This is a genomic window from Enterobacter sp. MALB-1 (assembly GCF_041021625.1).
Lineage (GTDB): Bacteria > Pseudomonadota > Gammaproteobacteria > Enterobacterales > Enterobacteriaceae > Enterobacter > Enterobacter oligotrophicus.
Genome location: NZ_JBDPJL010000001.1, coordinates 538545 through 564743 on the forward strand (window position 1 = coordinate 538545; position 26199 = coordinate 564743).

General features: G+C 55.8%; 19 protein-coding genes. 7 read left to right on the top strand and 12 right to left on the bottom strand.

Annotated elements, in window-relative coordinates:
* Positions 1 to 8: 8 nt before the first annotated feature.
* Positions 9 to 4469, bottom strand: a complete 4461-nt coding sequence (gene gltB, locus ABGB15_RS02605) for a glutamate synthase large subunit (RefSeq protein ID WP_152082438.1) — start codon at positions 4467 to 4469, stop codon at positions 9 to 11.
* Between the two features lie 687 nt (positions 4470 to 5156).
* Here gltB and ABGB15_RS02610 point away from each other — a divergent pair.
* Complete coding sequence (locus ABGB15_RS02610) at positions 5157 to 6098, top strand: TIGR01212 family radical SAM protein (protein WP_215722511.1); 942 nt, start codon at positions 5157 to 5159, stop codon at positions 6096 to 6098.
* Here the strand turns inward: ABGB15_RS02610 and ABGB15_RS02615 are convergent.
* Positions 6078 to 7580, bottom strand: coding sequence for a helicase HerA-like C-terminal domain-containing protein (locus ABGB15_RS02615; RefSeq protein ID WP_215722429.1), 1503 nt, complete (start codon positions 7578 to 7580; stop codon positions 6078 to 6080). The two genes, ABGB15_RS02610 and ABGB15_RS02615, sit on opposite strands and share 21 nt — an antisense overlap.
* 137 nt (positions 7581 to 7717) lie before the next feature.
* Here ABGB15_RS02615 and ABGB15_RS02620 point away from each other — a divergent pair, with 137 nt between their 5' ends.
* Positions 7718 to 9355 (top strand): dihydroxyacetone kinase subunit DhaK, encoded by a 1638-nt coding sequence (locus ABGB15_RS02620; RefSeq protein ID WP_152082436.1) that lies wholly within the window; start codon positions 7718 to 7720, stop codon positions 9353 to 9355.
* A gap of 91 nt (positions 9356 to 9446) precedes the next feature.
* Here the strand turns inward: ABGB15_RS02620 and ABGB15_RS02625 are convergent, their stop codons facing one another.
* From ABGB15_RS02625 to pepA, 5 genes are all read right to left on the bottom strand, one after another.
* Positions 9447 to 10466, bottom strand: coding sequence for an NAD(P)-dependent alcohol dehydrogenase (locus ABGB15_RS02625; RefSeq protein ID WP_152082435.1), 1020 nt, complete (start codon positions 10464 to 10466; stop codon positions 9447 to 9449).
* An 83-nt stretch (positions 10467 to 10549) separates the two neighbouring features.
* Positions 10550 to 11053: a GNAT family N-acetyltransferase gene (locus tag ABGB15_RS02630; protein WP_152082434.1), complete on the bottom strand. Its 504-nt coding sequence runs from the start codon at positions 11051 to 11053 to the stop codon at positions 10550 to 10552.
* 123 nt (positions 11054 to 11176) lie between these two features.
* Positions 11177 to 14032 (bottom strand): valine--tRNA ligase, encoded by a 2856-nt coding sequence (locus ABGB15_RS02635; protein ID WP_215722430.1) that lies wholly within the window; start codon positions 14030 to 14032, stop codon positions 11177 to 11179.
* Positions 14032 to 14475: a DNA polymerase III subunit chi gene (gene holC, locus ABGB15_RS02640; RefSeq protein ID WP_003861884.1), complete on the bottom strand. Its 444-nt coding sequence runs from the start codon at positions 14473 to 14475 to the stop codon at positions 14032 to 14034. Before holC ends, ABGB15_RS02635 begins: the two co-directional genes overlap by 1 nt.
* Before the next feature lie 118 nt (positions 14476 to 14593).
* Positions 14594 to 16105 carry a leucyl aminopeptidase gene (gene pepA / locus ABGB15_RS02645; RefSeq protein ID WP_152082432.1) on the bottom strand — a complete coding sequence of 504 codons (1512 nt, stop codon included), beginning with the start codon at positions 16103 to 16105 and terminating at the stop codon, positions 14594 to 14596.
* 265 nt (positions 16106 to 16370) lie between these two features.
* Between pepA and lptF the strand changes: the two genes are divergently transcribed.
* The 5 genes from lptF to mtgA all read left to right on the top strand — a co-directional run bounded on the left by lptF (position 16371) and on the right by mtgA (position 22628).
* Entirely contained in the window at positions 16371 to 17471 is a 1101-nt protein-coding gene (lptF, locus tag ABGB15_RS02650; RefSeq protein WP_215722431.1) for an LPS export ABC transporter permease LptF, read from the top strand.
* Positions 17471 to 18553 carry an LPS export ABC transporter permease LptG gene (lptG, locus tag ABGB15_RS02655; RefSeq protein WP_152082430.1) on the top strand — a complete coding sequence of 361 codons (1083 nt, stop codon included), beginning with the start codon at positions 17471 to 17473 and terminating at the stop codon, positions 18551 to 18553. Before lptF ends, lptG begins: the two co-directional genes overlap by 1 nt.
* Positions 18554 to 18687: 134 nt before the next feature.
* Complete coding sequence (gene arcB, locus ABGB15_RS02660) at positions 18688 to 21021, top strand: aerobic respiration two-component sensor histidine kinase ArcB (RefSeq protein ID WP_215722432.1); 2334 nt, start codon at positions 18688 to 18690, stop codon at positions 21019 to 21021.
* Between the two features lie 231 nt (positions 21022 to 21252).
* On the top strand, positions 21253 to 21906 hold the full coding sequence (elbB, locus tag ABGB15_RS02665) for an isoprenoid biosynthesis glyoxalase ElbB (RefSeq protein WP_215722512.1): 654 nt from the start codon (positions 21253 to 21255) through the stop codon (positions 21904 to 21906).
* On the top strand, positions 21903 to 22628 hold the full coding sequence (gene mtgA / locus ABGB15_RS02670; RefSeq protein WP_152082428.1) for a monofunctional biosynthetic peptidoglycan transglycosylase: 726 nt from the start codon (positions 21903 to 21905) through the stop codon (positions 22626 to 22628). The genes elbB and mtgA overlap by 4 nt, the downstream gene beginning before the upstream one ends.
* Before the next feature lie 39 nt (positions 22629 to 22667).
* Here mtgA and npr read toward each other — a convergent pair whose 3' ends face one another.
* The 5 genes from npr to rpoN form a co-directional block, all read right to left on the bottom strand.
* Positions 22668 to 22940 (bottom strand): PTS phosphocarrier protein NPr, encoded by a 273-nt coding sequence (gene npr, locus ABGB15_RS02675; protein ID WP_003861872.1) that lies wholly within the window; start codon positions 22938 to 22940, stop codon positions 22668 to 22670.
* Positions 22937 to 23791, bottom strand: a complete 855-nt coding sequence (gene rapZ / locus ABGB15_RS02680; RefSeq protein ID WP_152082427.1) for an RNase adapter RapZ — start codon at positions 23789 to 23791, stop codon at positions 22937 to 22939. Before rapZ ends, npr begins: the two co-directional genes overlap by 4 nt.
* A 45-nt stretch (positions 23792 to 23836) precedes the next feature.
* The gene (ptsN, locus tag ABGB15_RS02685) at positions 23837 to 24328 is read right to left on the bottom strand and encodes a PTS IIA-like nitrogen regulatory protein PtsN (protein WP_014833457.1); all 492 of its coding nucleotides are present in this window, start codon (positions 24326 to 24328) and stop codon (positions 23837 to 23839) included.
* Positions 24329 to 24410: 82 nt separating this feature from the next.
* Positions 24411 to 24698 (bottom strand): ribosome hibernation promoting factor, encoded by a 288-nt coding sequence (hpf, locus tag ABGB15_RS02690; RefSeq protein WP_010436063.1) that lies wholly within the window; start codon positions 24696 to 24698, stop codon positions 24411 to 24413.
* A gap of 22 nt (positions 24699 to 24720) precedes the next feature.
* The gene (rpoN, locus tag ABGB15_RS02695) at positions 24721 to 26154 is read right to left on the bottom strand and encodes an RNA polymerase factor sigma-54 (protein ID WP_152082426.1); all 1434 of its coding nucleotides are present in this window, start codon (positions 26152 to 26154) and stop codon (positions 24721 to 24723) included.
* Positions 26155 to 26199 lie beyond the last annotated feature (45 nt).

Below are 26199 nucleotides of genomic sequence, written 5' to 3' on the forward strand. Positions count from 1 at the left end.
TGAATTCCTTACTGCGCCTGCACACGCAGCTCTGCTGCGCTACGACTACGGTGACCCAACAGGGCTTTAACATCGCTGGACTTCGGTTTAACCAGCGCGAATTTCGCAGAGAATGCTGGCCAGTTCGCCAGGATCTCTTCGCCGCGCGAAGAACCGGTATGCTGCACGTGTTCGGTAATCAAACCGCGCAGGTGTTCTTCGTGGATAGCCAGCGTATCAACGTCCAGCACTTCCACCAGTTCCGGGTTCACGCGTTTGCGGAACTCACCATCTTCATCCAGGACGTAAGCAAAACCGCCCGTCATGCCTGCGCCAAAGTTCACGCCGGTTTTACCCAGGACGCAAACAATCCCGCCCGTCATGTATTCACAGCCGTTATCGCCAATGCCTTCGACCACGGTGATGGCACCGGAGTTACGCACCGCAAAACGCTCACCCGCACGGCCCGCGGCAAACAGACGTCCGCCGGTTGCGCCGTACAGACAGGTGTTGCCAATGATGCTGGCTTCGTGGCTACGGAAGGCCGAGCCGACCGGAGGACGCACTGCCAGCAGACCGCCCGCCATGCCTTTACCGACGTAGTCGTTGGCATCACCGGTCAGGTACAACTCAACGCCGCCCGCGTTCCATACGCCGAAGCTCTGGCCTGCTGTACCGCTGAAGTGCGCGGTAATCGGATCGGCTGCCAGCCCCTGGTCACCGTGCGTCTGCGCGATGTAGCCAGAGAGTGACGCGCCGACAGAGCGGTCAGTGTTGCGGATATCAAACCAGAACGTTTTGCTCTGCTTCTCGTCCACGTACGGCTTCGCCTGCTGCAGTAACTGCGCGTTCAGCACGCCGTTGTCGAACGGCGGGTTGTTCTCGGTGCAGTAGACCGCTTTGCCTGGGTGTGGCTGCGCGGTTTCCAGCAATTTGCTCAGCTCCAGCTTCTGCTGTTTAGCCGTGAAGCCTTCCAGCTCTTTCAGCAGGTCAGTTCTGCCAATCAGATCTACCAGACGTTTCACGCCCAGCTGCGCCATCAGCTCGCGGGTTTCGCGGGCGATGAAGTCAAAGTAGTTGGTCACTTTGAACGGCAGGCCGTGATAATGGTTCTTACGCAGCTTCTCGTCCTGGGTCGCAACACCGGTTGCGCAGTTGTTCAGGTGGCAAATACGCAGGTATTTACAGCCGAGTGCCACCATCGGGCCCGTGCCGAAGCCAAAGCTCTCCGCACCCAGAATCGCGGCTTTGATGATGTCGAGGCCGGTTTTCAGGCCACCGTCCACCTGCAGGCGGATCTTGTGACGCAGGCCGTTAGCCACCAGCGCCTGCTGGGTTTCCACCAGGCCAAGCTCCCACGGACAACCCGCATATTTCACGGAGGAGAGCGGGCTTGCACCGGTACCACCGTCATAACCGGCGATGGTGATCAGGTCGGCATAGGCTTTCGCCACGCCGGTCGCGATGGTGCCAACGCCAGGTTCAGATACCAGCTTCACGGAGATCATCGCTTTCGGGTTGACCTGTTTCAGGTCGAAAATCAGCTGCGCCAGGTCCTCGATAGAGTAAATATCGTGGTGCGGCGGCGGGGAGATCAGCGTCACGCCCGGCACGGAATAGCGCAGTTTGGCGATGTACGGCGTGACTTTATCACCCGGTAACTGACCGCCTTCGCCCGGTTTAGCACCCTGAGCGACTTTAATCTGAATGACATCGGCGTTAACCAGGTACGCTGGCGTCACGCCAAAGCGACCGGATGCCACCTGCTTGATGCGGGACACTTTGTTGGTGCCGTAGCGAGCAGGATCTTCACCACCTTCGCCGGAGTTGGAGTTGCCGCCGATGCTGTTCATGGCTTCCGCCAGCGCTTCGTGGGCTTCCGGGCTCAGCGCGCCGATGGACATCGCAGCGGTATCGAAGCGTTTGAACAGCTCAGACGCTGGCTCAACATCGTCAATACTGACCGCGTCATCACCCGGATTCAGGGCAATGAGGTCGCGCAGCGTCGCCGCCGGACGGTTGTTCACCAGCGCGGCGTACTGCTGATAATCACTGTACTCGCCACTCTGAACCGCCTGCTGCAGCGTGCGCACCACGTCCGGGTTGTAGGCGTGGTATTCGCCACCGTGAACGTATTTCAGCAGACCGCCCTGATCCAGCGGCTTACGCGCCAGCCATGCGCGTTTTGACAGATTGACCAGATCCTGCTGGAAGTCAGCAAAACCGGCACCGCCGATACGGCTGATCACGCCCTGGAAGCAAAGATTTGCCACGTCGTCATGCAACCCGACCGCTTCAAACAGCTTCGAGCAGCGGTAAGAGGCGATGGTCGAGATGCCCATTTTGGACATGATCTTGTACAGACCTTTGTTGATGCCGTTACGGTAGTTCAGCATCACCGCACGGTAATCCTTGTCGATCGCGCGGGTGTCGACCAGACGGGCCAGCGTTTCGTAGGCCAGGTACGGGTAGATTGCCGTCGCACCAAATCCTAGCAGCACAGCAAAGTGGTGCGGGTCGCGCGCGCTTGCGGTTTCAACAATGATGTTGGCGTCGCAGCGCAGGCTCTTGTCCACCAGACGCGTCTGGATAGCACCCACTGCCATTGGCGCAGGCACCGGCAGGCGGTTTTTCGCGATGTTGCGGTCAGACAGCACCAGCAGAACCGTACCGTTACGCACCATCTGTTCGGCTTTGTCACACAGCGCATTCACCGTCTCTTCGAGGCTCGCTTCGGTCACGTCGAAGGTAATGTCGAGCGTGTCGGCGCGGTAGTGATCCTCTTTCAGAGTAGTGAGCTGTTTGAAATCGGAGTACAGCAGAATCGGTGATTTAAAGGTCAGACGGTGCGCCTGGCCTTCGGCTTCGCAGAAGACGTTCATCTCGCGACCAATGCTGGTCGCCAGTGACATCACGTGCGCTTCACGCAGCGGATCGATTGGCGGGTTGGTCACCTGCGCGAACTGCTGACGGAAGTAGTCGTAAATAATGCGCGGCTGGCTGGAGAGCACGGCAAACGGGGTATCGTCACCCATGGAGCCGACCGCTTCCTGGCCGTTTTCGCCCAGTACGCGGATAACTGAGTCCAGCTCTTCCGCGCTGTAGTTAAACTGTTTCTGGAAGCTCGCAAGAGCATCATCGTCCAGCTCGCGGCTGCCCACTTCTTCGTCCGGCAGATCTTCGAACGGCACCAGACGGCGCACGTTTTTCTCCATCCACTCTTTGTACGGATGGCGGCTTTTCAGATCGTTATCGGTTTCGGCGGAGTGCAGAATGCGCCCGCCGCGGGTATCGATAACCATCAGTTCGCCCGGACCGACGCGACCTTTCTCAACCACTTCGTCAGGCTGGTAATCCCAGATACCGACTTCAGAGGCGCAGGTGATGAGCTTATCTTTGGTGATGACGTAGCGCGCCGGACGCAGGCCGTTACGGTCCAGGTTACAGGCCGCAAAACGCCCGTCGGACATGACGATGCCTGCCGGGCCGTCCCACGGCTCCATGTGCATGGAGTTAAAGTCGAAGAACGCGCGCAGCTCAGGGTCCATATCCGGGTTGTTCTGCCATGCCGGCGGAACAAGCAGACGCATGGCGCGCACGATGTCCATCCCGCCTGCCAGCAGCAGTTCCAGCATGTTATCCATAGAGCTGGAGTCCGAACCGGTTTCGTTCACGAACGGCGCGGCATCGTGCAGGTCAGGGATCAGTGGCGTCTGGAACTTATAGGTACGGGCGCGTGCCCACTGGCGGTTACCGGTGATGGTGTTGATCTCGCCGTTGTGCGCCAGATAGCGGAACGGCTGCGCCAGCGGCCAGCGTGGAACGGTGTTGGTGGAGAAGCGCTGGTGGAACAGGCAAATGGCCGATTCCAGACGCAGGTCCGCCAGGTCCAGGTAAAAGCGCGGCAGGTCAGCCGGCATACACAGACCTTTATAGATGTTCACCAGGTTCGAGAGGCTACAGACGTAGAACTCTTTATCGTCCTGGAGACGTTTTTCAATGCGGCGACGGGCGATAAACAGGCGACGTTCCATATCACGTGGACGCCAGCCCGCAGGCGCGTTAACAAAAATCTGTTCAATACGAGGCAGCGAGGAGAGGGCGATTTCACCGAGCACCCCTTCGTTGGTTGGCACATCGCGCCAGCCGACAATCGACAGGGTTTCACGTTGAAGTTCTTCTTCGACGATGCGGCGTGAGGCGGCAGCTTTTTCAGCGTCCTGATTCAGGAACAGCATACCAACAGCGTAGTTTTTGGCTAAACGCCAGCCGCGCTCTTCCGCCACGATACGGAAGAAACGATCCGGTTTTTGCAGCAGCAGACCACAACCGTCGCCGGTTTTACCATCGGCAAGGATAGCACCACGGTGCTGCATACGGGCCAGTGCGTGAATAGCAGTACGCACTACCTTGTGGCTAGGTTCGCCTTCTATGTGGGCGATCAGGCCGAAACCACAGTTATCCTTCTCAAGGGATTTATCGTACAACATATCAGTGAACCTCCCCAGGCTCGTCGGGCTTCCCACTGAACTTTACCGTGGCGCACAGGCGCAGAAAGAGCATGGCGACGGGGTTTGCGTTTCATACGCGGACCTCGCATTCGCCCTCTTTTTCATCCTTTCGCGCAGGTAAACAAGTTTGAGGACTTGCTTCAGAGGGAATCTCAATTACTGCATAAATATGATGAGCAGGCCGCTCATCCAGAAAGCTTCCAGCGGATTTCCAACTTATCGGGAATTGGTACACAGGTCAAATGGCAATCTTATTTATACAAAAATGTGCTAAAGAGGCATTATCTATTTGTATGTAAAGGATATTTTACGCTATTTGCTATCGCAAAAAGCCCTGGAGAGGCATGGGGGAGTGTGATCTGACTCACTATCTGAAAGCGGTATTATCAATGCAGCATGCTGAATAGCGGTTTTATGGCAGAATAATAATCTGGAATGGGTTTCAAACCCGCATAATGTCACTGTTTTTCTGTGATGGCGCTATAAATGAAAAAAACCATCAAAACATAAGGAAAAATAATTACGCGTGGCGTGAATGAAATTGCAGTAATCTTGATTATTTATTCAAACAGATAAAAGCCATCCAGGGCGATTGATCCAGGTCATCGCCGACAGAGGCTAAAAATGGCAGGCTTGTCCCCTTTCTTCGGGACGGTCTATCAGATTATGCAGTTACAGAAATTAGTCAATATGTTTGGTGGGGATCTTTTGCAGCGTTACGGGCAAAAGGTGCATAAGCTGACGCTGCACGGCGGTTTTAGCTGCCCGAATCGCGATGGCACCATCGGGCGTGGCGGCTGTACTTTCTGTAACGTCGCGTCATTTGCCGATGAAGAACAGCAGCATCGCTCTATCGCTGAGCAACTTGCGCATCAGGCAAGCCTGGTGAACCGCGCAAAGCGGTATCTGGCCTATTTCCAGGCCTACACCAGCACCTGGGCAGAGGTGCAGGTGCTGCGTTCCATGTATCAGCAAGCCGTCACTCAGGCCAATATTGTCGGGCTGTGCGTAGGAACGCGCCCGGACTGCGTACCGGATGCGGTGCTGGATTTGCTCAGCGAGTACAAAGAACAAGGCTACGAGATCTGGCTGGAGCTGGGTTTACAGACCGCCCATGATAAAACCCTGCGCCGTATCAACCGTGGACATGATTTTGCCTGCTACCAGCGCACCACGCGTCTCGCCCGTGAGCGCGGGCTTAAAGTGTGTTCGCATCTGATTGTCGGCTTGCCTGGTGAAGGGCAGCAACACGGGCTGGAGACGCTGGAAAGGGTTGTTGAAACCGGCGTGGATGGTATCAAGCTGCATCCGTTGCACATTGTGAAGGGCAGCATAATGGCGAAAGCCTGGGAGGCAGGGCGGTTAAACGGGATTGAACTCGACGCGTATACCGTGACGGCGGGGGAGATGATTCGCCACACGCCGCCGGAGATTGTCTACCACCGCATCTCGGCAAGTGCCCGCCGCCCAACGCTTCTGGCACCGCTCTGGTGCGAGAACCGCTGGACGGGGATGGTGGAAATCGACCGTTATCTGCAGGAACACGGTGTACAGGGATCGGCGCTTGGCCGTCCGTGGGTTCCCCGTCTACCGACGGCGGCCGCCTAACAAGCTCCCCAGCATACCGCGCACAATCTGATTCGTGACCTGCCGCGCCGCGCTTTTCGCCATGGTCTGCACCACGCCATCGCGCTTGCCGCCGCGTGGCCCGGTACTGCCGAAGAGAATGTCCTTTAACCCGCCCAGAATGCCATCATCCACCGCGACAGACTGGCCTTTGGCGGCAGGCGCATCCTGCGACTCGGTGGCTGCCTGTACGCCTTTCTGCAGCATCTCGAACGCGGATTCCCGATCCACCTCGTCCTCGTACTTGCCATATACCGGGGAGTGGTTAATCAGACCGTTACGTTCCTCGTCGGTAACGGGTCCCATCCGCGAGCAGGGGGCGATCACCATTGCGCGCTCAACAATGGATGGGCTGCCCTTCGCATCCAGGAACGAAATCAGCGCTTCACCGGTGCCCAGCGCCTGAATGGCGGTTTCGGTATCAAAGGCCGGATTGGCACGCATGGTTTGCGCGGCGGCTTTCACCGCTTTCTGATCTTTCGGCGTAAAGGCGCGCAGGGCGTGCTGCACGCGGTTACCGAGCTGGCCCAGCACGTTATCAGGGATGTCCGAAGGGTTTTGCGACACAAACCAGACGCCGACGCCTTTGGAGCGGATCAGGCGGATGACCTGCTCAATCTTATCCAGCAAAACCTGCGGCGCATCGTTAAACAGCAGGTGCGCTTCGTCAAAGAAAAACACCAGTTTGGGTTTTTCCAGGTCGCCCGCTTCCGGCAACTGCTCGTACAGTTCGGAGAGCATCCACAGCAGGCTGGCGGCGTATAGCTTTGGCATCTGGTAGAGCTTCTCTGAACTCAGAATATTGATGATGCCTTTACCGTTGCTGTCGGTACGCATCCAGTCTTTGATATCCAGCATCGGCTCACCGAAGAAGTGCTCGGCACCCTGCTGCTCCAGGGTGAGTAGCCCACGCTGAATAGCCCCTATCGAGGCGCTGCTGATGTTGCCATACTGGTTCTGGAAGGATTTCGCGTTGTCGCCAATGTACTGCGTAATGGCGCGCAGATCTTTGAAATCAAGCAGCAGTAGCCCCTGGTCGTCCGCAATGCGGAAGATAATATTCAGTACGCCAGACTGTACGTCGTTGAGATTGAGCAGACGGGCGAGGAGCAGAGGACCCAGATCGGACACGGTCGCGCGCACCGGGTGGCCTTTCTCACCAAAGATATCCCACACCACCACCGGGTTGTTGTGCGGCGTCCAGTCATTCACGCCAATGTTTTTCAGGCGCTCAAGCAATTTTTCAGAGGGAGTACCTTCCTGTGCGATTCCGGTTAAATCGCCTTTCACATCGGCCATAAAGACCGGTACGCCGATCTCAGAAAGCGACTCAGCCAGCTTTTGCAGGGTGACGGTTTTCCCTGTCCCTGTCGCGCCGGTGATCAGGCCGTGGCGATTTGCCATCGCAGGCAGTAAAAACAGCTCTTTTTCCAGCGTCCGGGCAATTAACAATGGTGTACTCATGATGCGCTTCCTCTCATAGTCCTGGGTGCAGTATAGGCAACCTGACGGCAAAATGGCTGAGTAAATTCCTGACTTTGCGGCGCATTATCCAGTGCGGGCTATGCTTTTGCATACGGTTCACAAAATTTTGGAAAACTATGTCCAGATTCTTCTTTAACGATCGCAAACAGCTGGTCAACGATGCCATTGAAGGCATACTGATCTCCGCGCCGCACGGTAATCTCGTCAAACTTGATATCGATCCGGCCATTCGCGTGGTCGCCCGTGGCGACTGGGATAAAAGCCGCGTGGCGGTGATCTCCGGTGGCGGTTCAGGTCATGAGCCAGCCCATGCCGGGTTTGTCGGTAAAGGAATGCTGACGGCGGCGGTGTGTGGGGACCTGTTTGCCTCGCCGAGCGTAGATGCGGTGCTGAATGCCATTGTGGCGGTGACGGGCGATCGTGGCTGTCTGCTGATTGTCAAAAACTACACTGGCGACAGGCTGAACTTTGGTCTGGCGGCAGAGAAGGCCAAACGCTACGGTCTGAAGGTGGAGATGGTGATCGTGGCGGACGACGTCGCTCTGCCAGATAACAAACAGCCGCGCGGCATAGCGGGAACGGCACTGGTGCATAAGATTGCGGGCTTTGCGGCGGAGCATGGGAAATCGCTCAGTGAAGTGCGGGATATTGCGCAACAGGCTTGCGATAACCTCTGGAGCCTGGGGGTTGCCATGCAGACCTGCAACCTGCCGGGCAGTGACGATGAAGAGGGGCGCATTAAGCAAGGACATGTCGAGCTGGGACTGGGCATTCACGGCGAGCCGGGGGCTTCCGTGGTTGATACGCAAAACAGCAAAGCGATTATCGACACGCTGGTGACGCCGCTAAAAGCGCAGGCCGGCGAAGGACGCTTTGCGGTGCTGATCAACAACCTCGGTGGTGTCTCGGCGCTTGAGATGGCGCTGCTGACCAAAGAGCTGGCGCATTCGGCACTGAAAGAGAATATCGCGTATCTGATTGGCCCCGCGCCGCTGGTCAGTGCGCTGGATATGAAGGGCTTTTCGCTGACGTTGCTGAAGCTCAACGATCTTTTTGAAAAGGCTATCCATGAAGAGGTGGAGACGCTGGGCTGGCAGAAACCCGTAGCGTTTGCGCCATTGCGCACGATCCCACATAGCGCCATTCACGATCGCGTGGAATATACCGCCTCTGCAAATCAGCAGGTGGGCGAGTATGTCTCGGCAGTAACCAATACGCTGATTCAGCTTGAAAATCGCCTGAATGCGCTGGATGCCAAAGTGGGGGATGGTGATACAGGCTCCACCTTTGCGCAAGGTGCGCGGGATATTGCGCAGCTTCTGGAAGCCGGTAAGCTCCCGCTCAACGATGTGTCTGTGCTGCTGTCGCTGGTGGGTGAGCGACTGGCGACGGTGATGGGGGGGTCAAGCGGCGTACTGATGTCGATCTTCTTTACCGCGGCGGGTCAGAAACTGCATGACGGAAAACCGCTGGCAGACGCTTTTCTGAGTGGGCTTGCGCAAATGAAGCAGTATGGTGGTGCGGATCTGGGCGATCGTACCCTGATCGATGCGCTACAACCGGCGCTGGAGGCGCTGCAGAAAGGCGATCTTCAGGCCGCGGCGCAGGCTGCGCAGCAGGGTGCTGAGGCCACGGCAAAAATGGCGAAAGCCGGGGCGGGGCGCTCGTCGTATGTGAACAAAGAGAATCTGGACGGGGTGACCGATCCGGGGGCGGTTGCAGTGGCGGAAGTATTTTCTGCACTGGTGCGGTAGGTGGGAATCGCCCGGTGGCGCTGCGCTTACCGGGCCTGCAAAAATCTAATGCAGGCCGGGTAGGGCGAAGCCGTCACCCGGCAAATTCACATCAGAAATCCGCTTTCAACACTACGCGGTAGCGGGCTTTACCGTCGCGCACATGCTGGATGGCTTCGTTGATTTTCGACATCGGGTACAGCTCGGTGGTCGGTGCCACTTTGGTGCGTCCGGCAAACTTCATCAGTTTGCGCAACTCAAACGGCGTACCGGTCGCGGAGCCGGACACGCTGCGATCGCCGCCGATCAGGGTAAACGCCGGAACCGGCAGCGGCTTCAGTACGGCACCCACGGTGTGGAAGTTACCGCCGTAGGCCAGCGCTTCAAAGTACGGCTGCCAGTCGAGATCGACGTTGACAGTGTTGATGATCAGGTCAAACTGGCCCGCCAGCGCGTTCAGTGCTTCTGGATCGCGGCTGTTCACCACTTTGTCCGCCCCCATTGCCAGCACTTCTTTTTCTTTGGAAGGGTTAGAGCTGAACGCTGTCACTTCGCAGCCCATTGCGTGCAACAGTTTGATGGCAATATGCCCCAGACCGCCAATACCGATTACCCCCACGCGGCTGGTGGCGGTGATATGGTGCATCAGCAACGGTTTGAATACGGTAATGCCGCCGCACAGCAGCGGGCCTGCGGATTCGATATCAATGCTCTCCGGCAGCGGAATGACCCATTGCCAGTCGGCGCGCAGTTTGTCGGCGAAACCGCCTTTGTTCAGGATGGTTGGCGTAGCACCTTCGAGGCAGTTGATCTGGTTGCCGCTGATACAGGCGTCGCAGTGACCGCAACTGCGCGCCGTCCAGCCAATGCCCACGCGCTGGCCCACTTTCAGCCCTTTATCCTGCGCGGCGCTACCGAGCGCCACGACGCGGCCGATCACTTCGTGCCCGGCAACCAACGGATACTGTGAAAAGCCCCATTCATTGTCGATCATCGAGAGATCCGAGTGGCAGATCCCACAGTAATCAACCTGCACTTCGACGTCTTCTGCTTTTAGATCGCCCGCATCGTACTCGTACAGCTCAAGTTCTGCACCCGCCTGCGGTGCGGCGTAGCTTTTTATCTTCGACATCGTATTTCCCCCGTTATGGTGTGAACTGTGAGTGTAGAGCATTCAGTTTACAGTCGCTTAACAGAAGACGGCAGGAGCGAAATTTACAGCGTTTTCAGCATCCTGACTTCGCAATCGACATGGCCGGTACAGCCCAGCGGCGCATCAATATGCTCAAAGCCGAGATGTTCATACAGGCCAATGGCCTCTTTGAGGAAGGCGGTTGTTTCGAGGTAACAACGTTTAAAACCCTGAGCGTGGGCATGTTCAAGGGCGACCAGCGCCAGTTTCTTCGCCAGCCCTTGTCCACGCACGGCGGGCAGGAAATACATTTTCTGCAGTTCGCAGATATCCGGCTCGCTGCAGCTCAGTGGCGCAACGCCACCGCCGCCCACGACCTTTCCGTTCTGCTCGATAACCCAGTAGGCATGGCCTGGCTGGCTATAAAGCTGGAACAGTTCGTCCAGGTTCGGGTCGGCAACCGTATAGCCTTTATCAGCAGTCAGGCCATACTCGGCGGAAACGGTGCGGATAACGGCGGCAATAGCCGGGTTGTCTTGCTCAGTGATCCGACGCATCGTCGTCGCGACGGGGGTAATCACGCTCATAGCATTACTCATTACAAAAATTGACACACAACTGCTGTTAATAGCACCGCAGAAAGGGGAGTGCAAGCGAGGAGTTTTCAGGAAGGTTACCCCTTACGCCCTGAAGCGTAAGGGGTAAAAGCATTACAGGGCCGCGATAACTGCCTGCTGCTCGATCAGCTTGGTTTTAGCATCCGCAAAGGCAACCAGACGTTCACGCTCTTTCGCAATGACCGCTTCCGGCGCGCGGGCGACAAAGCCTTCGTTCGCCAGCTTGCCTTCGATTTTGCCAATTTCCACGTCGACTTTCGCCACTTCTTTCGCCAGACGAGCCAGCTCAGCGTCTTTGTCGATAAGGCCCGCCATCGGGATCAGCAGCTCGGCACCGTCGATGATTTTGGTCACGGAAACCGGACCTTTGTCATCAGCAGGCAACACGGTGATGCTTTCCAGACGTGCCATGGTTTTCAGGAAGGTGTTGTTCTCGCTCACGCGACGAACAGCAGCCTCGCTGCAACCGCGCAGCAGCAGCTCCAGTGGTTTGCCAGGGGCGATGTTCATTTCAGCACGGATGTTACGTACCGCAACGATCGCCTGTTTCAGCCATTCGGTATCCGCTGACGCCGCTTCATCAACCTTAGCCGCATCGAATTCCGGGAACGGTTGCAGCATGATGGTGTCGGCGCTAATGCCCGCAATCACCTTCACACGCTGCCAGATGGTTTCGGTGATGAATGGAATGACCGGATGCGCCAGGCGCAGCAAACCTTCCAGAACGGTAATCAGCGTGTTGCGCGTGCCGCGCAGTTCCGCCTCAGTTCCGCCGTTCATCACCGGTTTCGCCAGCTCCAGATACCAGTCACAGAACTGGTTCCAGGTGAATTCGTACAGGATGCCCGCCGCGATATCGAAGCGGTAGCTGTCCAGCGCGTCACGGAAGGATTTCACCGTCTGGTTGAATTCCGCCAGAATCCAGCGATCCGCCAGAGACAGAGTCATCTCGCCGCCGTTGAAGCCGCAATCCTGATCTTCGGTGTTCATCAGCACGAAGCGGCTGGCGTTCCACAGTTTGTTACAGAAGTTACGGTAACCTTCCAGACGCTTCATGTCCCAGTTAATGTCGCGGCCGGTCGAGGCCAGCGCCGCCAGGGTGAAACGCAGGGCGTCTGTACCGTGCGCTTCAATCCCGTTCGGGAACTGCTTCTCGGTGCGCTTGCGGATTTTCTCTGCCAACTGCGGCTGCATCATGTTGCCGGTACGTTTTTCCAGCAGCTCTTCCAGGGAGATACCGTCGACCATATCCAGCGGGTCGATAACGTTACCCTTGGACTTGGACATCTTCTGGCCTTCGTCGTCGCGGATCAGACCGGTCATGTAGACGGTATGGAACGGAACCTGCGGCTTGCCGTCTTCGTCTCTGATGAAGTGCATGGTCATCATGATCATGCGGGCGATCCAGAAGAAGATGATGTCGAAGCCGGACACCATCACGCTGGTTGGGTGGAACTGACGCAGCGCGTCGGTGTTCTCAGGCCAGCCGAGGGTGGAGAAGGTCCACAGCGCGGAGGAGAACCAGGTGTCCAGCACGTCTTCGTCCTGACGCAGCGCAACGTCTGCGCTCAGGTTGTTTTCCTGACGCACTTCGTCTTCAGTGCGGCCAACGTAGACGTTGCCTTCGTTGTCGTACCATGCCGGGATACGGTGACCCCACCACAGCTGACGGGAGATACACCAGTCCTGAATGTCGCGCATCCAGGAGAAATACATGTTTTCGTACTGCTTCGGTACGAACTGAATGCTACCGTTTTCAACCGCTTCCACAGCCGGTTTCGCCAGCACGTCAGCACGCACGTACCACTGGTCGGTCAGCATTGGCTCGATCACCACGCCGCCACGGTCGCCGTATGGCACGGTCAGATCGTGAGGTTTGATCTCTTCGAGCAGGCCGAGTGCGTCGACTGCAGCAACAATCGCTTTACGCGCGGCAAAACGTTCCATCTTCTGGAATTCTGCCGGGATTTCGCTGGAATAAACGTCAGACTCTTCGCCTTTGGTGTCGTACACTTCTGCGCTTTCGCGGATATCACCGTCGAAGGTCAGAATGTTGATCATCGGAAGTTGATGACGACGACCGACTTCATAGTCGTTGAAGTCGTGCGCAGGGGTGATTTTCACGCAGCCGGTGCCTTTTTCCATGTCGGCGTGTTCGTCGCCCACAATCGGAATACGGCGGTTAACCAGCGGCAGCACCACGAATTTGCCGATCAGATCTTTATAACGCGGATCTTCCGGGTTAACGGCCACGCCAGTATCGCCCAGCAGGGTTTCCGGACGCGTGGTCGCCACCACCAGGTAATCTTTACCGTCGGCGGTTTTTGCGCCGTCGGCCAGCGGATAGCGGATGTGCCACATAGAGCCTTTAGACTCGCGGTTTTCCACTTCCAGGTCAGAGATGGCGGTGCGCAGTTTCGGGTCCCAGTTGACCAGGCGTTTGCCACGGTAAATCAGGTCTTCTTTGTACAGACGGACGAACACTTCTTTCACGGCGTTGGACAGGCCTTCGTCCATGGTGAAGCGCTCGCGCTCCCAGTCCACGGAGTTGCCGAGACGGCGCATCTGACGGGTAATGGTGCCGCCGGATTCTGCCTTCCACTGCCAGATTTTATCAATGAACGCGTCGCGACCGTAGTCGTGGCGGGTTTTACCTTCTTCAGCGGCAATTTTACGCTCAACGACCATCTGGGTCGCGATACCCGCGTGGTCAGTCCCCGCCTGCCACAGGGTGTTTTTGCCCTGCATGCGCTGGTAGCGGATCATGGTGTCCATGATGGTTTGCTGGAAAGCATGACCCATATGCAAACTGCCGGTGACGTTCGGCGGCGGGATCATGATGCAGAAGGACTCTTTGCTTTCATCGCCGTTAGGCTTGAAATAGCCCTGCTGTTCCCAGTGCTCGTAAAGCGGCTGTTCGATATCGCGTGGGTTATATGTCTTTTCCATTATTTCCAGGTTGCCGTATTCAGGTTAAAACCAGCCAGGCGGTACGCTTTATAGCGTTCGCGCGCCAGTTGTTTCAAGGATTCTTCGTAAGGGACAAAGTCTACCACTTCTGTGAAAGCGGTGGCAAAATCTGCAAAGTCTGTCCGCAGGCTAATGAGAATATCGCGCGCGCTGCTGTTGCGCTTTTGCGGCCAGGCAATTTCGACCGGTGCACCACCGCGCGGACCTTCGCCCGACAGGTTATGCGGAACAAAACTCTCCGGTGGGCGCGCCCATAGCGCTTCATCGAGGCGAATCGCCTGCTGCTCATCTTCACAGGCAATCAGAACGCGTTTACCTGCGCGCCAACGTTCTGCGGCAATTTCACACACCAGTTGTTCAACGGCGCTGAGGCCATCCTGATGGGTGTCGTTGTCCAGAAGGTAGAACGTTGCATTCTTCATATATGGGGTTTCTTGTCGTGGATTTAAATGCAAAGCCGGGTGGCGCTACGCTTACCCGGCCTACGGTTGAGTGATGCTGTAGGCCGGGTAAGGCGAAGCCGCCACCCGGCGTTTTACATCACTCGTCGCCGTTAAAACCCGCACGATTGAGCAGGAACTGCGACAGCAACGCGACAGGACGGCCGGTTGCGCCTTTGGCTTTTCCGGAGCGCCATGCGGTGCCCGCGATGTCCAGGTGTGCCCAGTTGTACTTGCGGGTAAAGCGCGACAGGAAGCAGCCTGCAGTGATAGCACCACCAGGACGGCCGCCGATGTTCGCCATATCCGCGAAGTTAGACTCCAGCTGTTCCTGGAACTCGTCACCCAGCGGTAGACGCCATGCACGGTCGCCAGCCTGCTCGGATGCGCCGATAAGCTCATGCGCCAGCGGGTTGTGGTTCGACATCAGGCCGGTGATGTGGTGACCCAGCGCAATGACGCAGGCTCCGGTCAGGGTGGCCACGTCGATCACCGCTTCAGGCTCGAAGCGCTCAACGTAGGTCAGCACGTCGCACAGTACCAGACGGCCTTCCGCATCGGTGTTCAGCACTTCGACGGTCTGGCCGGACATGGTGGTCAGGATGTCTCCCGGACGGTAAGCGCGGCCGCCAGGCATGTTTTCGCAGCCCGCCAGTACGCCGATAACGTTAATCGGCAATTGAAGTTCAGCGACCATGCGCATCACGCCGTAAACCGCCGCCGCGCCACACATGTCGTACTTCATCTCGTCCATGCCTTCGGCAGGCTTGATGGAGATACCGCCGGAGTCGAAGGTCAGGCCTTTACCGACCAGCACGACAGGACGCGCGTCTTCGGACGGATTACCTTTGTATTCGATCACCGACATCAGGGATTCGTTCTGGGACCCATTACCGACCGCCAGATAAGAGTGCATCCCCAGCTCTTTCATCTGCTGTTCACCGATGACGCGGGTGATAACGTTCTTGCTGTAGGAGTCGGCCAGCTGACGTGCCTGAGACGCCAGGTACGCGGCGTTACAGATGTTTGGCGGCATATTACCGAGATCTTTGGCCGCTTTGATGCCTGCTGCAATCGCCAGACCGTGCTGAATAGCGCGCTCGCCGCTGGTCAGCTCGCGACGGGTTGGCACGTTAAAGACCATTTTACGCAGTGGGCGACGCGGCTCGCTTTTGTTGGTCTTGAGTTGGTCAAAGCTGTACAGGCTCTCTTTTGCGGTTTCGACGGCCTGGCGCACTTTCCAGTAGGTGTTGCGGCCTTTGACGTGCAGTTCAGTCAGGAAGCAGACGGCTTCCATTGAGCCAGTGTCATTCAGCGTATTGATGGTTTTCTGAATCACCTGCTTATACTGACGCTCGTCCAGCTCGCGCTCTTTACCACAGCCAATCAGCAGAATGCGCTCGGACAAGACGTTTGGAACATGGTGCAGCAACAACGTCTGCCCAGGTTTGCCTTCGAGTTCGCCACGGCGCAACAGAGCGCTGATATAGCCGTCACTGATTTTATCGAGTTGTTCGGCGATCGGAGAGAGTCGGCGCGGTTCAAAGACGCCCACAACGATGCAGGCACTCCGCTGTTTCTCCGGGCTACCGCTTTTTACACTGAACTCCATGCACTACGCTCCTGAATCTTAAAGACAACGACGGCTGCTACGGATAGAATTGAAACCTTTCGTAACTCATGTCCGCGGTTGTGGTGACTTCGTGTTAATCTTACGTTACTACGGTTTCGGCACGTCAATAAATGTTCTGAAGCGCGAATCCGCCGGGTTTTATAATCTTAGCGATGATTTCGACGACTCAAGAGAATAAATGACGTTTAAGCCATGAAACAAGCTAAATTCCTGCAAAAGACGAGTTTTAACGGGCGTATTTAAAGTGATAATCATAAGATATCTGGTGCGGGAGACGCTGAAGAGCCAACTGGCGATCCTCTTTATCCTGCTTCTGATCTTTTTCTGTCAGAAGCTGGTCAGGGTCCTCGGCGCGGCGGTTGACGGCGAAATTCCAACAAATCTGGTGCTTTCCCTGCTCGGGTTAGGCGTGCCGGAAATGGCGCAGCTTATTCTGCCGTTAAGCCTTTTCCTCGGTTTGCTGATGACGCTCGGTAAGCTCTATACCGAAAGTGAAATCACGGTAATGCATGCCTGTGGCTTAAGCAAAGCCGTACTGGTAAAAGCGGCTATGGTCCTGGCGCTGTTCACGGGGATCGTTGCGGCGGTGAATGTGATGTGGGCAGGCCCTACCTCCTCACGCCACCAGGACGAAGTGCTGGCGGAAGCCAAAGCGAACCCCGGTATGGCAGCGCTAGCGCAGGGGCAGTTCCAGCAGGCCACTGACGGTAATTCGGTGCTCTTTATCGAAAGCGTTGATGGCAGCCGCTTTAACGATGTATTTCTTGCCCAGATCCGCACCAAAGGCAATGCGCGTCCCTCTGTGGTGGTGGCCGATTCAGGTCAACTGGCACAGCGTAAAGATGGCTCTCAGGTTGTGACGCTGAACAAAGGTACGCGCTTCGAAGGGACGGCGATGCTGCGCGATTTCCGTATCACCGATTTCCAGAACTATCAGGCGATTATTGGCCACCAGACCGTCGCGCTCGACCCGACTGACACCGAGCAGATGGATATGCGTACGCTAATCAAGACGGATTCTAACCGCGCGCGCGCCGAGCTTCACTGGCGTATCACTCTGGTATTCACTGTATTTATGATGGCACTGATGGTAGTTCCGCTGAGCGTGGTGAACCCACGTCAGGGGCGTGTGTTGTCCATGCTGCCAGCGATGCTGTTATATCTGGTGTTTTTCCTGTTACAAACCTCGATTAAATCCAACGGTGGGAAAGGGAAAATTGATCCGGTCATCTGGACCTGGGTAGTCAATGGCCTGTATTTGCTGCTGGCGGTAGGCCTTAACTTGTGGGATACGGTGCCAATGCGTCGAATTCGTGCCCGGTTTACGCGTAAAGGAGCCATCTAATGCAGGCATTTGGCGTTCTTGATCGCTATATCGGTAAAACGATTTTTACCACCATCATGATGACGCTGTTCATGCTGGTGTCGCTCTCCGGCATTATCAAATTTGTCGATCAGCTGAAAAAAGCCGGGCAGGGGAGTTACGACGCGGTGGGCGCGGGAATGTATACCCTGCTCAGCGTGCCAAAAGATGTGCAAATCTTCTTCCCGATGGCCGCCCTGCTGGGTGCGCTGCTGGGGCTGGGGATGCTGGCGCAGCGCAGCGAGCTGGTGGTGATGCAGGCATCGGGCTTTACCCGTATGCAGGTTGCGCTGTCGGTCATGAAAACCGCGATCCCGCTGGTGCTGCTGACTATGGCGATTGGCGAATGGGTTGCGCCGCAGGGTGAGCAGATGGCGCGTAACTACCGCGCTCAGGCCATGTACGGCGGTTCACTGCTCTCCACACAGCAGGGGCTGTGGGCGAAAGACGGCAATAACTTTGTCTACATCGAACGTGTTAAAGGTGATGACGAACTGGGCGGCGTGAGTATTTACGCCTTCAATAATGAACGTCGTCTGCAGTCGGTACGTTATGCCGCGTCGGCCAAATTTGATGCGAACAACAAGCTGTGGCGTCTGTCGCAGGTTGATGAATCTGACCTGAAAGACCCGAAACAGATCACCGGTTCGCAGACGGTTTCCGGTACGTGGAAGACTAACCTGACGCCGGACAAGCTGGGGGTGGTCGCACTCGATCCCGATGCGCTCTCTATTAGCGGGCTGCATAACTACGTGAAGTATCTGAAGTCGAGCGGGCAGGACGCCGGACGTTACCAGCTCAATATGTGGAGCAAAATCTTCCAGCCGATGTCCGTGGCGGTAATGATGCTGATGGCGCTGTCGTTTATCTTTGGCCCGCTGCGTAGCGTGCCGATGGGTGTGCGCGTAGTGACCGGTATCAGCTTCGGTTTTGTGTTCTACGTTCTCGATCAGATCTTTGGCCCGTTAACGCTGGTTTACGGTATCCCGCCGATTATCGGTGCGTTGCTGCCGAGCGCCAGTTTCTTCCTGATCAGCCTCTGGCTGTTGCTGAGACGCTCCTGACAGACCTCTCCTCGCTCCCGTTTTTTCGGGGGCGAGGCTAATCTCCTGTTTCACCCCGCACTTTTTCTCACAACCTTCAACGCCTCGCCGCGAATTTGAGTATTATTGAGCGATAAAGTCTGAAGGGAACCTCTATGAAGCAAATTCGAATGCTTGCCCAGTATTACGTCGACCTGATGATGAAGCTCGGGCTGGTGCGTTTCTCCATGCTGCTGGCGCTGGCGCTGGTCGTGCTTGCCATTGTTGTGCAAATGGCCGTGACCATGGTTCTGCATGGGCAGGTGGAGAGCATTGATGTCATCCGCTCGATCTTCTTCGGTCTGTTAATCACGCCGTGGGCGGTCTACTTCCTCTCCGTGGTGGTGGAGCAGCTTGAGGAGTCCCGTCAGCGCTTATCAAAACTGGTGGATAAGCTGGAAGAGATGCGCGAGCGCGATCTGAAGCTCAACGTCCAGTTGAAGGATAATATTGCGCAGTTGAATCAGGAGATTTCAGATCGTGAGAAAGCAGAGGCTGAACGTCAGGCCACGCTGGAGCAACTGAAAATCGAAATGAAAGAGCGCGAAGTGACGCAGATCCAGCTCGAACAGCAATCTTCTTTCCTGCGCTCTTTTCTGGATGCTTCGCCGGATCTGGTGTTCTACCGCAATGAAGATAAAGAGTTCTCTGGATGTAACCGGGCGATGGAACTGCTGACCGGGAAAAGCGAAAAGCAGCTTATTCACCTGAAACCGCAGGATGTCTATTCCGAAGAGGCGGCGGCTAAAGTGATGGAGACGGATGAAAAAGTGTTCCGCCATAACGTCTCGCTCACCTACGAGCAGTGGCTCGATTACCCGGACGGGCGTAAAGCCTGCTTTGAGATCCGTAAGGTGCCGTATTACGACCGCGTCGGGAAACGCCACGGTCTGATGGGCTTTGGCCGCGATATCACCGAGCGTAAGCGCTATCAGGATGCACTTGAGCGCGCCAGCCGCGACAAGACTACGTTTATTTCCACTATCAGCCATGAACTGCGGACGCCGCTCAACGGCATCGTGGGGTTAAGCCGTATTCTGCTGGACACCGACCTGACCAGCGAGCAGGAAAAGTACCTTAAAACGATCCATGTTTCGGCGGTTACGCTGGGAAATATCTTCAACGATATTATCGACATGGACAAGATGGAGCGCCGGAAGGTGCAGCTTGATAACCAGCCGGTCGATTTTACCGGTTTCCTGGCCGATCTTGAGAATCTTTCCGGGCTGCAGGCGCAGCAAAAGGGGTTGAGCTTTGTTATGGAGCCGACCCTGCCGCTGCCGCACAAAGTGGTGACGGACGGCACGCGCCTGCGCCAGATCCTGTGGAATCTCTTCAGCAACGCCGTGAAATTTACCCAGAAGGGGCAGGTGGCGGTACGTATCCGCTATGACGAAGGGGATATGCTGCACTTCGAGGTTGAGGACTCTGGGATTGGTATTCCGCAGGAGGAGCAGGATAAGATCTTCGCCATGTATTACCAGGTCAAGGACAGCCACGGCGGGAAGCCTGCGACCGGCACCGGCATTGGTCTGGCGGTATCGAAACGTCTGGCGAAGAGTATGGGCGGGGATATTACCGTTGCCAGCCAGCCGGGCAAAGGTTCCACCTTTACGCTGACGGTACATGCGCCTGCGGTGGCGGAAGAGGTCGAAGATACCTTTGAAAACGACGATATGCCGCTTCCGGCGCTGCACGTTCTGCTGGTGGAAGACATTGAACTGAACGTGATTGTGGCGCGCTCGGTGCTGGAAAAACTCGGCAACAGTGTGGACGTGGCAATGACCGGAAAAGCCGCGCTGGAGATGTTTACCCCTGGCGAGTACGACCTCGTTCTGCTGGATATTCAGCTACCGGACATGACCGGGCTGGATATCTCCCGCGAACTGACGAGCAAGTATGCCGCTGACGATCTGCCGCCGCTGGTGGCGCTGACGGCGAATGTGCTGAAGGATAAAAAAGAGTACCTCGATGCCGGTATGGATGATGTACTCAGCAAGCCGCTGGCGGTGCCAGCCCTGACTGCCATGATCAAGAAGTTCTGGGATACCCGTGATGAAGAGGAGAGCACCATGACGTCTGTTGATAGCGCAAAAGCCCAAACGATACTCGATACCGCCATGCTGGAGCAGTACATCGATCTGGTGGGGCCAAAACTGATCACCGATGGCCTCGCCGTGTTTGAGAAAATGATGCCGGGATATTTGAGCGTGCTGGAGTCCAATCTGACGGCGCGTGACCAGAAAGGCATTGTTGAAGAAGGCCATAAAATTAAAGGCGCGGCTGGCTCAGTGGGGTTGCGTCATCTGCAGCAGTTGGGCCAACAGATCCAGTCACCGGATTTACCTGCATGGGAAGATAACGTAGGTGAATGGGTTGAAGAGATGAAACAGGAATGGCAAAACGATGTGGCGGTGCTGAAAGCCTGGGTGGACGCCAGAAAAAAATGACCCCGGCTTAACCGGGGTGCGCGAATACTGCGCCAACACCAGGGAAATCGTGGCTGCGCCTGATTTTTCGTGTTGTTTTCGCTTGGACGCCGCCTGAATATTTAGGCCGCACGCAGATAAGATAGCAAATCTTAAATAGTTTGTTACATGAATCAGTGAAATGTGTGAAGCATAGCGTTTTAATCAGAATTTTTAATGTGCTTCAGTGGGTTGCAAAGAAGGATCGTCATGATGAAAAAGATTGGTGTCGTGCTGAGTGGTTGCGGTGTTTACGATGGTTCAGAGATACATGAAGCCGTCATCACGCTGCTGGCATTGTCCCGACAGGGCGCAGAGGTTGTCTGCTTTGCACCGGATAAAAGCCAGGCCGATGTGGTTAACCATCTCACCGGTGAGCCGATGGCGGAAACGCGAAACGTCCTGATTGAGGCCGCACGCATTGCGCGGGGAGATATTCATCCACTGGCGCAGGCCGATGCCGCGGAGCTTGATGCGTTAATTGTGCCGGGGGGCTTTGGTGCGGCGAAAAATCTCAGCACCTTTGCGACTCAGGGGGCGGAGTGTGTGGTCGATCCGGATTTAAAGGCACTGTCTCAGGCGATGCACGCAGCGGGCAAGCCTCAGGGCTTTATCTGTATTGCTCCGGCCATGCTGCCAAAAATTTTTGATTTTCCTCTGCGCCTGACCATCGGAACGGACATTGATACTGCCGAAATCATCGAGGATATGGGGGGCGAACATGTCCCTTGTCCGGTGGATGATATTGTTGTGGATGAAGAGAATAAAATCGTCACCACGCCAGCGTATATGCTGGCACAAACGCTCTCTGAAGCCGCCACGGGCATTGAAAAGCTGGTGGAGCGAGTTTTGGTTCTTGCTGAATGAGCCGTAAATTTACTGCAGGCGCATGGGTGAAACGCATCCTGTTGCGCATCGTTATCGTGCTGGCAGTGTTCTGGGGGGGCGGTATCGCCCTGTTCAGTATCCTGCCCGTGCCGTTTTCTGCCGTCATGGTCGAGCGTCAGCTTAGCGCCTGGTTTACCGGTGATTTCAGCTATGTTGCCCATTCTGACTGGGTGGGGATGGATGAAATCTCACCCTGGATGGGCCTGGCGGTCATTGCGGCAGAAGATCAGAAGTTCGCGGAACACTGGGGATTCGACGTGGCGGCAATCGAGAAGGCGCTTGACCATAACGAACGTCATGAAAACCGCGTGCGAGGTGCGTCGACCTTGTCGCAGCAGACGGCGAAAAATATGTTTTTATGGGACGGTCGAAGCTGGGTGCGAAAAGGGCTGGAAGCGGGTCTGACCCTGGGGATAGAAACAGTCTGGAGCAAAAAACGGATTTTGACCGTCTACCTGAATATCGCGGAGTTTGGTGACGGTGTGTTTGGCGTTGAAGCTGCTGCACAGCGATATTTCAATAAGCCTGCCAGCCGCCTGAGTATGTCCGAAGCTGCGCTATTAGCTGCCGTTTTACCCAATCCAATTCGCTTTAAGGCCAATGCCCCGTCAGGTTACGTGCGTAGCCGTCAGGCGTGGATCATGCGGCAGATGCGCCAGTTAGGTGGGGAAGGGTTTATGGAGAGAAATAAGCTGATGTAGGGCGGGTAAGCGTAGCGCCACCCGCCAGAAAAGCAGTTGTTAGTCTTCGTCAAACCCGGCGTTAAACAGCGCAATCACCGCCGCCAGCGCTTCCTCTTCCTGCGGGCCGGTGGCTTCAACTTCAATCTGACGGCCTTTAGCGGAGTCCAGCATCAGCAGCGCAATCACGCTGTTTGCTTCCGCTTCTGTGCCTTCATCATTACGCAGCAGAACTTCGGCATCGAAACCCTGCATCAGCTCAAACAGCTTCATTGCCGGGCGCGCGTGCATGCCCAGCTTATTGGTGATCTCAACGGTCTGTTTTACGGTCATGTTTTGCGTTTTTCCAGCGTGCGATGACGGGACTGAACGTTCTTCCCGCGTGAGCGGAAGTAATCGGCCAGCTGTTCGGCAATGTAGACCGAACGATGTTTACCACCGGTACAGCCAATCGCCACCGTCAGGTAGCTACGATTGTTTGTCTCCAGCATAGGTAACCATAGCTCAAGGTAGCTTCGCGTCTGGTAGATAAAATTGTGAACTTCTGTGTGTCTGTCGAGGAACGCCGCCACGGGTTTATCCAGACCGGTCATCGGACGCAGTTTAGGGTCCCAGTGCGGGTTTGGCAGGAAGCGCACGTCGAAAACATAATCCGCATCGATAGGAATTCCGTGCTTAAAGCCGAAGGATTCGAACACCATCGTCAGCTCGCGCTCGCGTTTACCCAACAAGCGGGTACGCAGCATTTCCGCCAGTTCATGTACCGACATCTCAGAGGTGTCGACAATCAGATCGGCACGGGAGCGCAGTGGTTCCAGCAAATCGCTCTCTTCGTCGATGGCACTTTCCAGAGAGAGGTTTTTACTGGAAAGAGGATGCAAACGACGGGTGTCGCTGTAGCGACGGATCAGCGTATTACGATCGGCATCAAGGAACAGCAACTGCGGAGAGAAAGCCTCCGGCAGATTGCTCATCGCCTGCTCAAAAACTTCCGGGGATTCAGGCATGTTACGGACGTCAATACTGACGGCAGCAGAGATTTGCCTGTCAGCAAGTGTCCTCGCCAGCTCAGGCAACAACACCACCGGCAGGTTATCTACGCAGTAAAAGCCCATATCTTCCAGCGCACGCAGGGCAACGGACTTTCCCGATCCCGAGCGGCCGCTGACGATCATCAACACCATGTTCCATTTCTCCTCAGGACAACAGATGTGAAGGCCATCTCCCGATTATGCATCATCCTGACTGCCTTCTGCTTCGGTGATAATTTGATAGAGCTCTTCATCACTTTGGGCTGAGCGCAGGCGACGGCAGATCGTTTTATCAGCCAGACGTTTGGCAACCAGCGACAGCGTATGCAGATGGGTCTTAGTCTGATCTGCTGGCACCAGCAGCGCGAAGAGGAGATCGACAGGCTGGTTGTCAATGGCGTCGAAGGCAATAGGCGTTTCCAGCTGGACAAACACACCGACGGCACGCAAGGTGTCCTCTTCCAGTTTGCCATGCGGGATCGCAATGCCGTTGCCGATGCCGGTACTGCCCATTTTTTCTCGGGTCAGGATCGCTTCAAACACCACCTGCGGCGGCAGGCCCAGCTGTTTTGCGGCCAGTTCACTGATGATCTCCAGCGCACGTTTTTTGCTCTGGCAGTGAACACCACTGCGGGTACATTCCTGGTTAAGGACATTGCTCAGTTGAAGAGCGGAATCGTTGTTCATCATAATTTCACCTAAGCGCTAACTGTACAAACGGCCTGTTGTGTTTCACAACAGGCCTTACTGCACCCGTTAACTGCCCGGACAATTAGTGTTGTTTCAGTTTATCTTTATGTTTATTGAGCTGTCGCGCAAGTTTATCAATCAAGCCGTCGATAGCCGCGTACATGTCTTGCCCTTCCGCACTGGCATGGAGTTCGCCCCCGTTCACGTGTAGGGTCGCATCCGAGATATGAGTCACTTTCTCCACTTTCAACACAATATAGACCTGGTTGATCCTTTCGAAATACTGTTCGAGTTTTGCGAACTTTGTGTTCAAAAATTCGCGTAAAGCCTCAGTAATCTCGACGTTGTGTCCTGTGATATTGAGCTGCATAGTGTCTTCCTTATCGGTTGTGTCAGACCAGTTGTTTACGCTGGTTAGACGGCGGAATGGATAAAGACTCTCGATACTTCGCAACAGTACGACGTGCCACCATAATACCCTGATCGGACAGCATGGTGGTTAACTTACTGTCACTCAGTGGCTTCGCGGGATTCTCCGCGGCGATTAACTTCTTCACCAGTGCGCGAATCGCCGTTGACGAGGCTTCGCCGCCGCCTTCGGTATTCACGTGGCTGGAGAAGAAATACTTAAGCTCAAAAATACCGCGTGGACTGTGCAGATACTTCTGCGTGGTCACGCGGGAAATGGTTGATTCGTGCATCTCGACGGCCTGGGCGATATCTGCCAGCACCATCGGTTTCATATACTCTTCGCCCTGCTCAAAGAACGCCTGCTGCTGTTCGACAATACAACGGCTTACGCGCAGCAGCGTATCATTTCGGCTCTCCAGACTTTTGATCAACCATCGTGCTTCCTGCAAATTGCTACGAATATATTGGTTGTCGGCATCGTTACGTGCGCTGGTGCACATGGAGGCGTACTGCTGATTGATTTGCAGGCGAGGAATGCTGTCTGAGTTCAGTTCAACGACCCAGCGGCCATTGTGTTTTCTCACCAGCACGTCGGGAATGACATATTCCGGTTCGCTGGTCTGGATCGACTGGCCGGGGCGTGGATCGAGAGACTGGATCAGATTAACCGCCTCTTTCAGCACCTCTTCTTTCAGGCGCGTGACGCGCATCAGGGTGCGGAAATCATGGTTAGCCAGCAGATCCAGATGATCGCTGATAATTAAGCGCGCTTCTTCAATCCACGGTGTCTCTTTGGCGAACTGCGATAGCTGGATCAGCAGGCAATCGCGGAGATCTTTCGCGGCAACACCTACCGGGTCGAAACGCTGAATACGCTTCAATACGGCCTCGATCTCTTCGAGTTCGATCTCGTCATCACCGATGCTTTCCAGGATATCGTCCAGCGTGACCGTCAAGTAGCCGGTGTCATCAACGGCATCCACAATGGAGGTGGCAATGGCGCGGTCAGTATCGGAGAAGGGCGTTAACTCTACCTGCCACATCAGGTAATCCTGCAGTGACTGCGTGGTTTCGCCCTGATAGACCGGTAACTCATCGTCCTGGTAGTCTGCACGCGTTCCGGAAGGGGTTCCGGCGGTGTAGATTTCATCCCAGCTGGCATCCAGCGGTAGCTCGTCCGGCATCTCTTTTTGTTCGAGCGCGTCAACGGTGTCGAGCGTTTCAGTGTCCTGCGTTTGCTGCGTGTCTACCTCGTCATGAAGATCGGTTTGCTCCAGCAACGGATTGCTGTCCAGCGCTTGCTGGAGCTCCTGCTGGAGTTCTAACGTGGACAGCTGCAACAGACGGATCGCCTGTTGTAACTGCGGCGTCATCGCCAGTTGTTGGCTGAGCCGTAATTGCAAACCTTGCTTCATGTTCAGAGCGTTTTTCTCCGGTCCGGCGTTAAGTTACCTCTACCC

Excerpts from the sequence above, each read along its gene's own strand:
- gltB (WP_152082438.1), bottom strand. The coding sequence starts at position 4,469 with ATGTTGTACGATAAATCCCTTGAGAAGGATAACTGTGGTTTCGGCCTG.
- ABGB15_RS02610 (WP_215722511.1), top strand. The coding sequence starts at position 5,157 with ATGCAGTTACAGAAATTAGTCAATATGTTTGGTGGGGATCTTTTGCAG.
- ABGB15_RS02615 (WP_215722429.1), bottom strand. The coding sequence starts at position 7,580 with ATGAGTACACCATTGTTAATTGCCCGGACGCTGGAAAAAGAGCTGTTT.
- ABGB15_RS02620 (WP_152082436.1), top strand. The coding sequence starts at position 7,718 with ATGTCCAGATTCTTCTTTAACGATCGCAAACAGCTGGTCAACGATGCC.
- ABGB15_RS02625 (WP_152082435.1), bottom strand. The coding sequence starts at position 10,466 with ATGTCGAAGATAAAAAGCTACGCCGCACCGCAGGCGGGTGCAGAACTT.
- ABGB15_RS02630 (WP_152082434.1), bottom strand. The coding sequence starts at position 11,053 with ATGAGCGTGATTACCCCCGTCGCGACGACGATGCGTCGGATCACTGAG.
- ABGB15_RS02635 (WP_215722430.1), bottom strand. The coding sequence starts at position 14,032 with ATGGAAAAGACATATAACCCACGCGATATCGAACAGCCGCTTTACGAG.
- holC (WP_003861884.1), bottom strand. The coding sequence starts at position 14,475 with ATGAAGAATGCAACGTTCTACCTTCTGGACAACGACACCCATCAGGAT.
- pepA (WP_152082432.1), bottom strand. The coding sequence starts at position 16,105 with ATGGAGTTCAGTGTAAAAAGCGGTAGCCCGGAGAAACAGCGGAGTGCC.
- lptG (WP_152082430.1), top strand. The coding sequence starts at position 17,471 with ATGCAGGCATTTGGCGTTCTTGATCGCTATATCGGTAAAACGATTTTT.
- arcB (WP_215722432.1), top strand. The coding sequence starts at position 18,688 with ATGAAGCAAATTCGAATGCTTGCCCAGTATTACGTCGACCTGATGATG.
- elbB (WP_215722512.1), top strand. The coding sequence starts at position 21,253 with ATGAAAAAGATTGGTGTCGTGCTGAGTGGTTGCGGTGTTTACGATGGT.
- mtgA (WP_152082428.1), top strand. The coding sequence starts at position 21,903 with ATGAGCCGTAAATTTACTGCAGGCGCATGGGTGAAACGCATCCTGTTG.
- npr (WP_003861872.1), bottom strand. The coding sequence starts at position 22,940 with ATGACCGTAAAACAGACCGTTGAGATCACCAATAAGCTGGGCATGCAC.
- rapZ (WP_152082427.1), bottom strand. The coding sequence starts at position 23,791 with ATGGTGTTGATGATCGTCAGCGGCCGCTCGGGATCGGGAAAGTCCGTT.
- ptsN (WP_014833457.1), bottom strand. The coding sequence starts at position 24,328 with ATGATGAACAACGATTCCGCTCTTCAACTGAGCAATGTCCTTAACCAG.
- hpf (WP_010436063.1), bottom strand. The coding sequence starts at position 24,698 with ATGCAGCTCAATATCACAGGACACAACGTCGAGATTACTGAGGCTTTA.
- rpoN (WP_152082426.1), bottom strand. The coding sequence starts at position 26,154 with ATGAAGCAAGGTTTGCAATTACGGCTCAGCCAACAACTGGCGATGACG.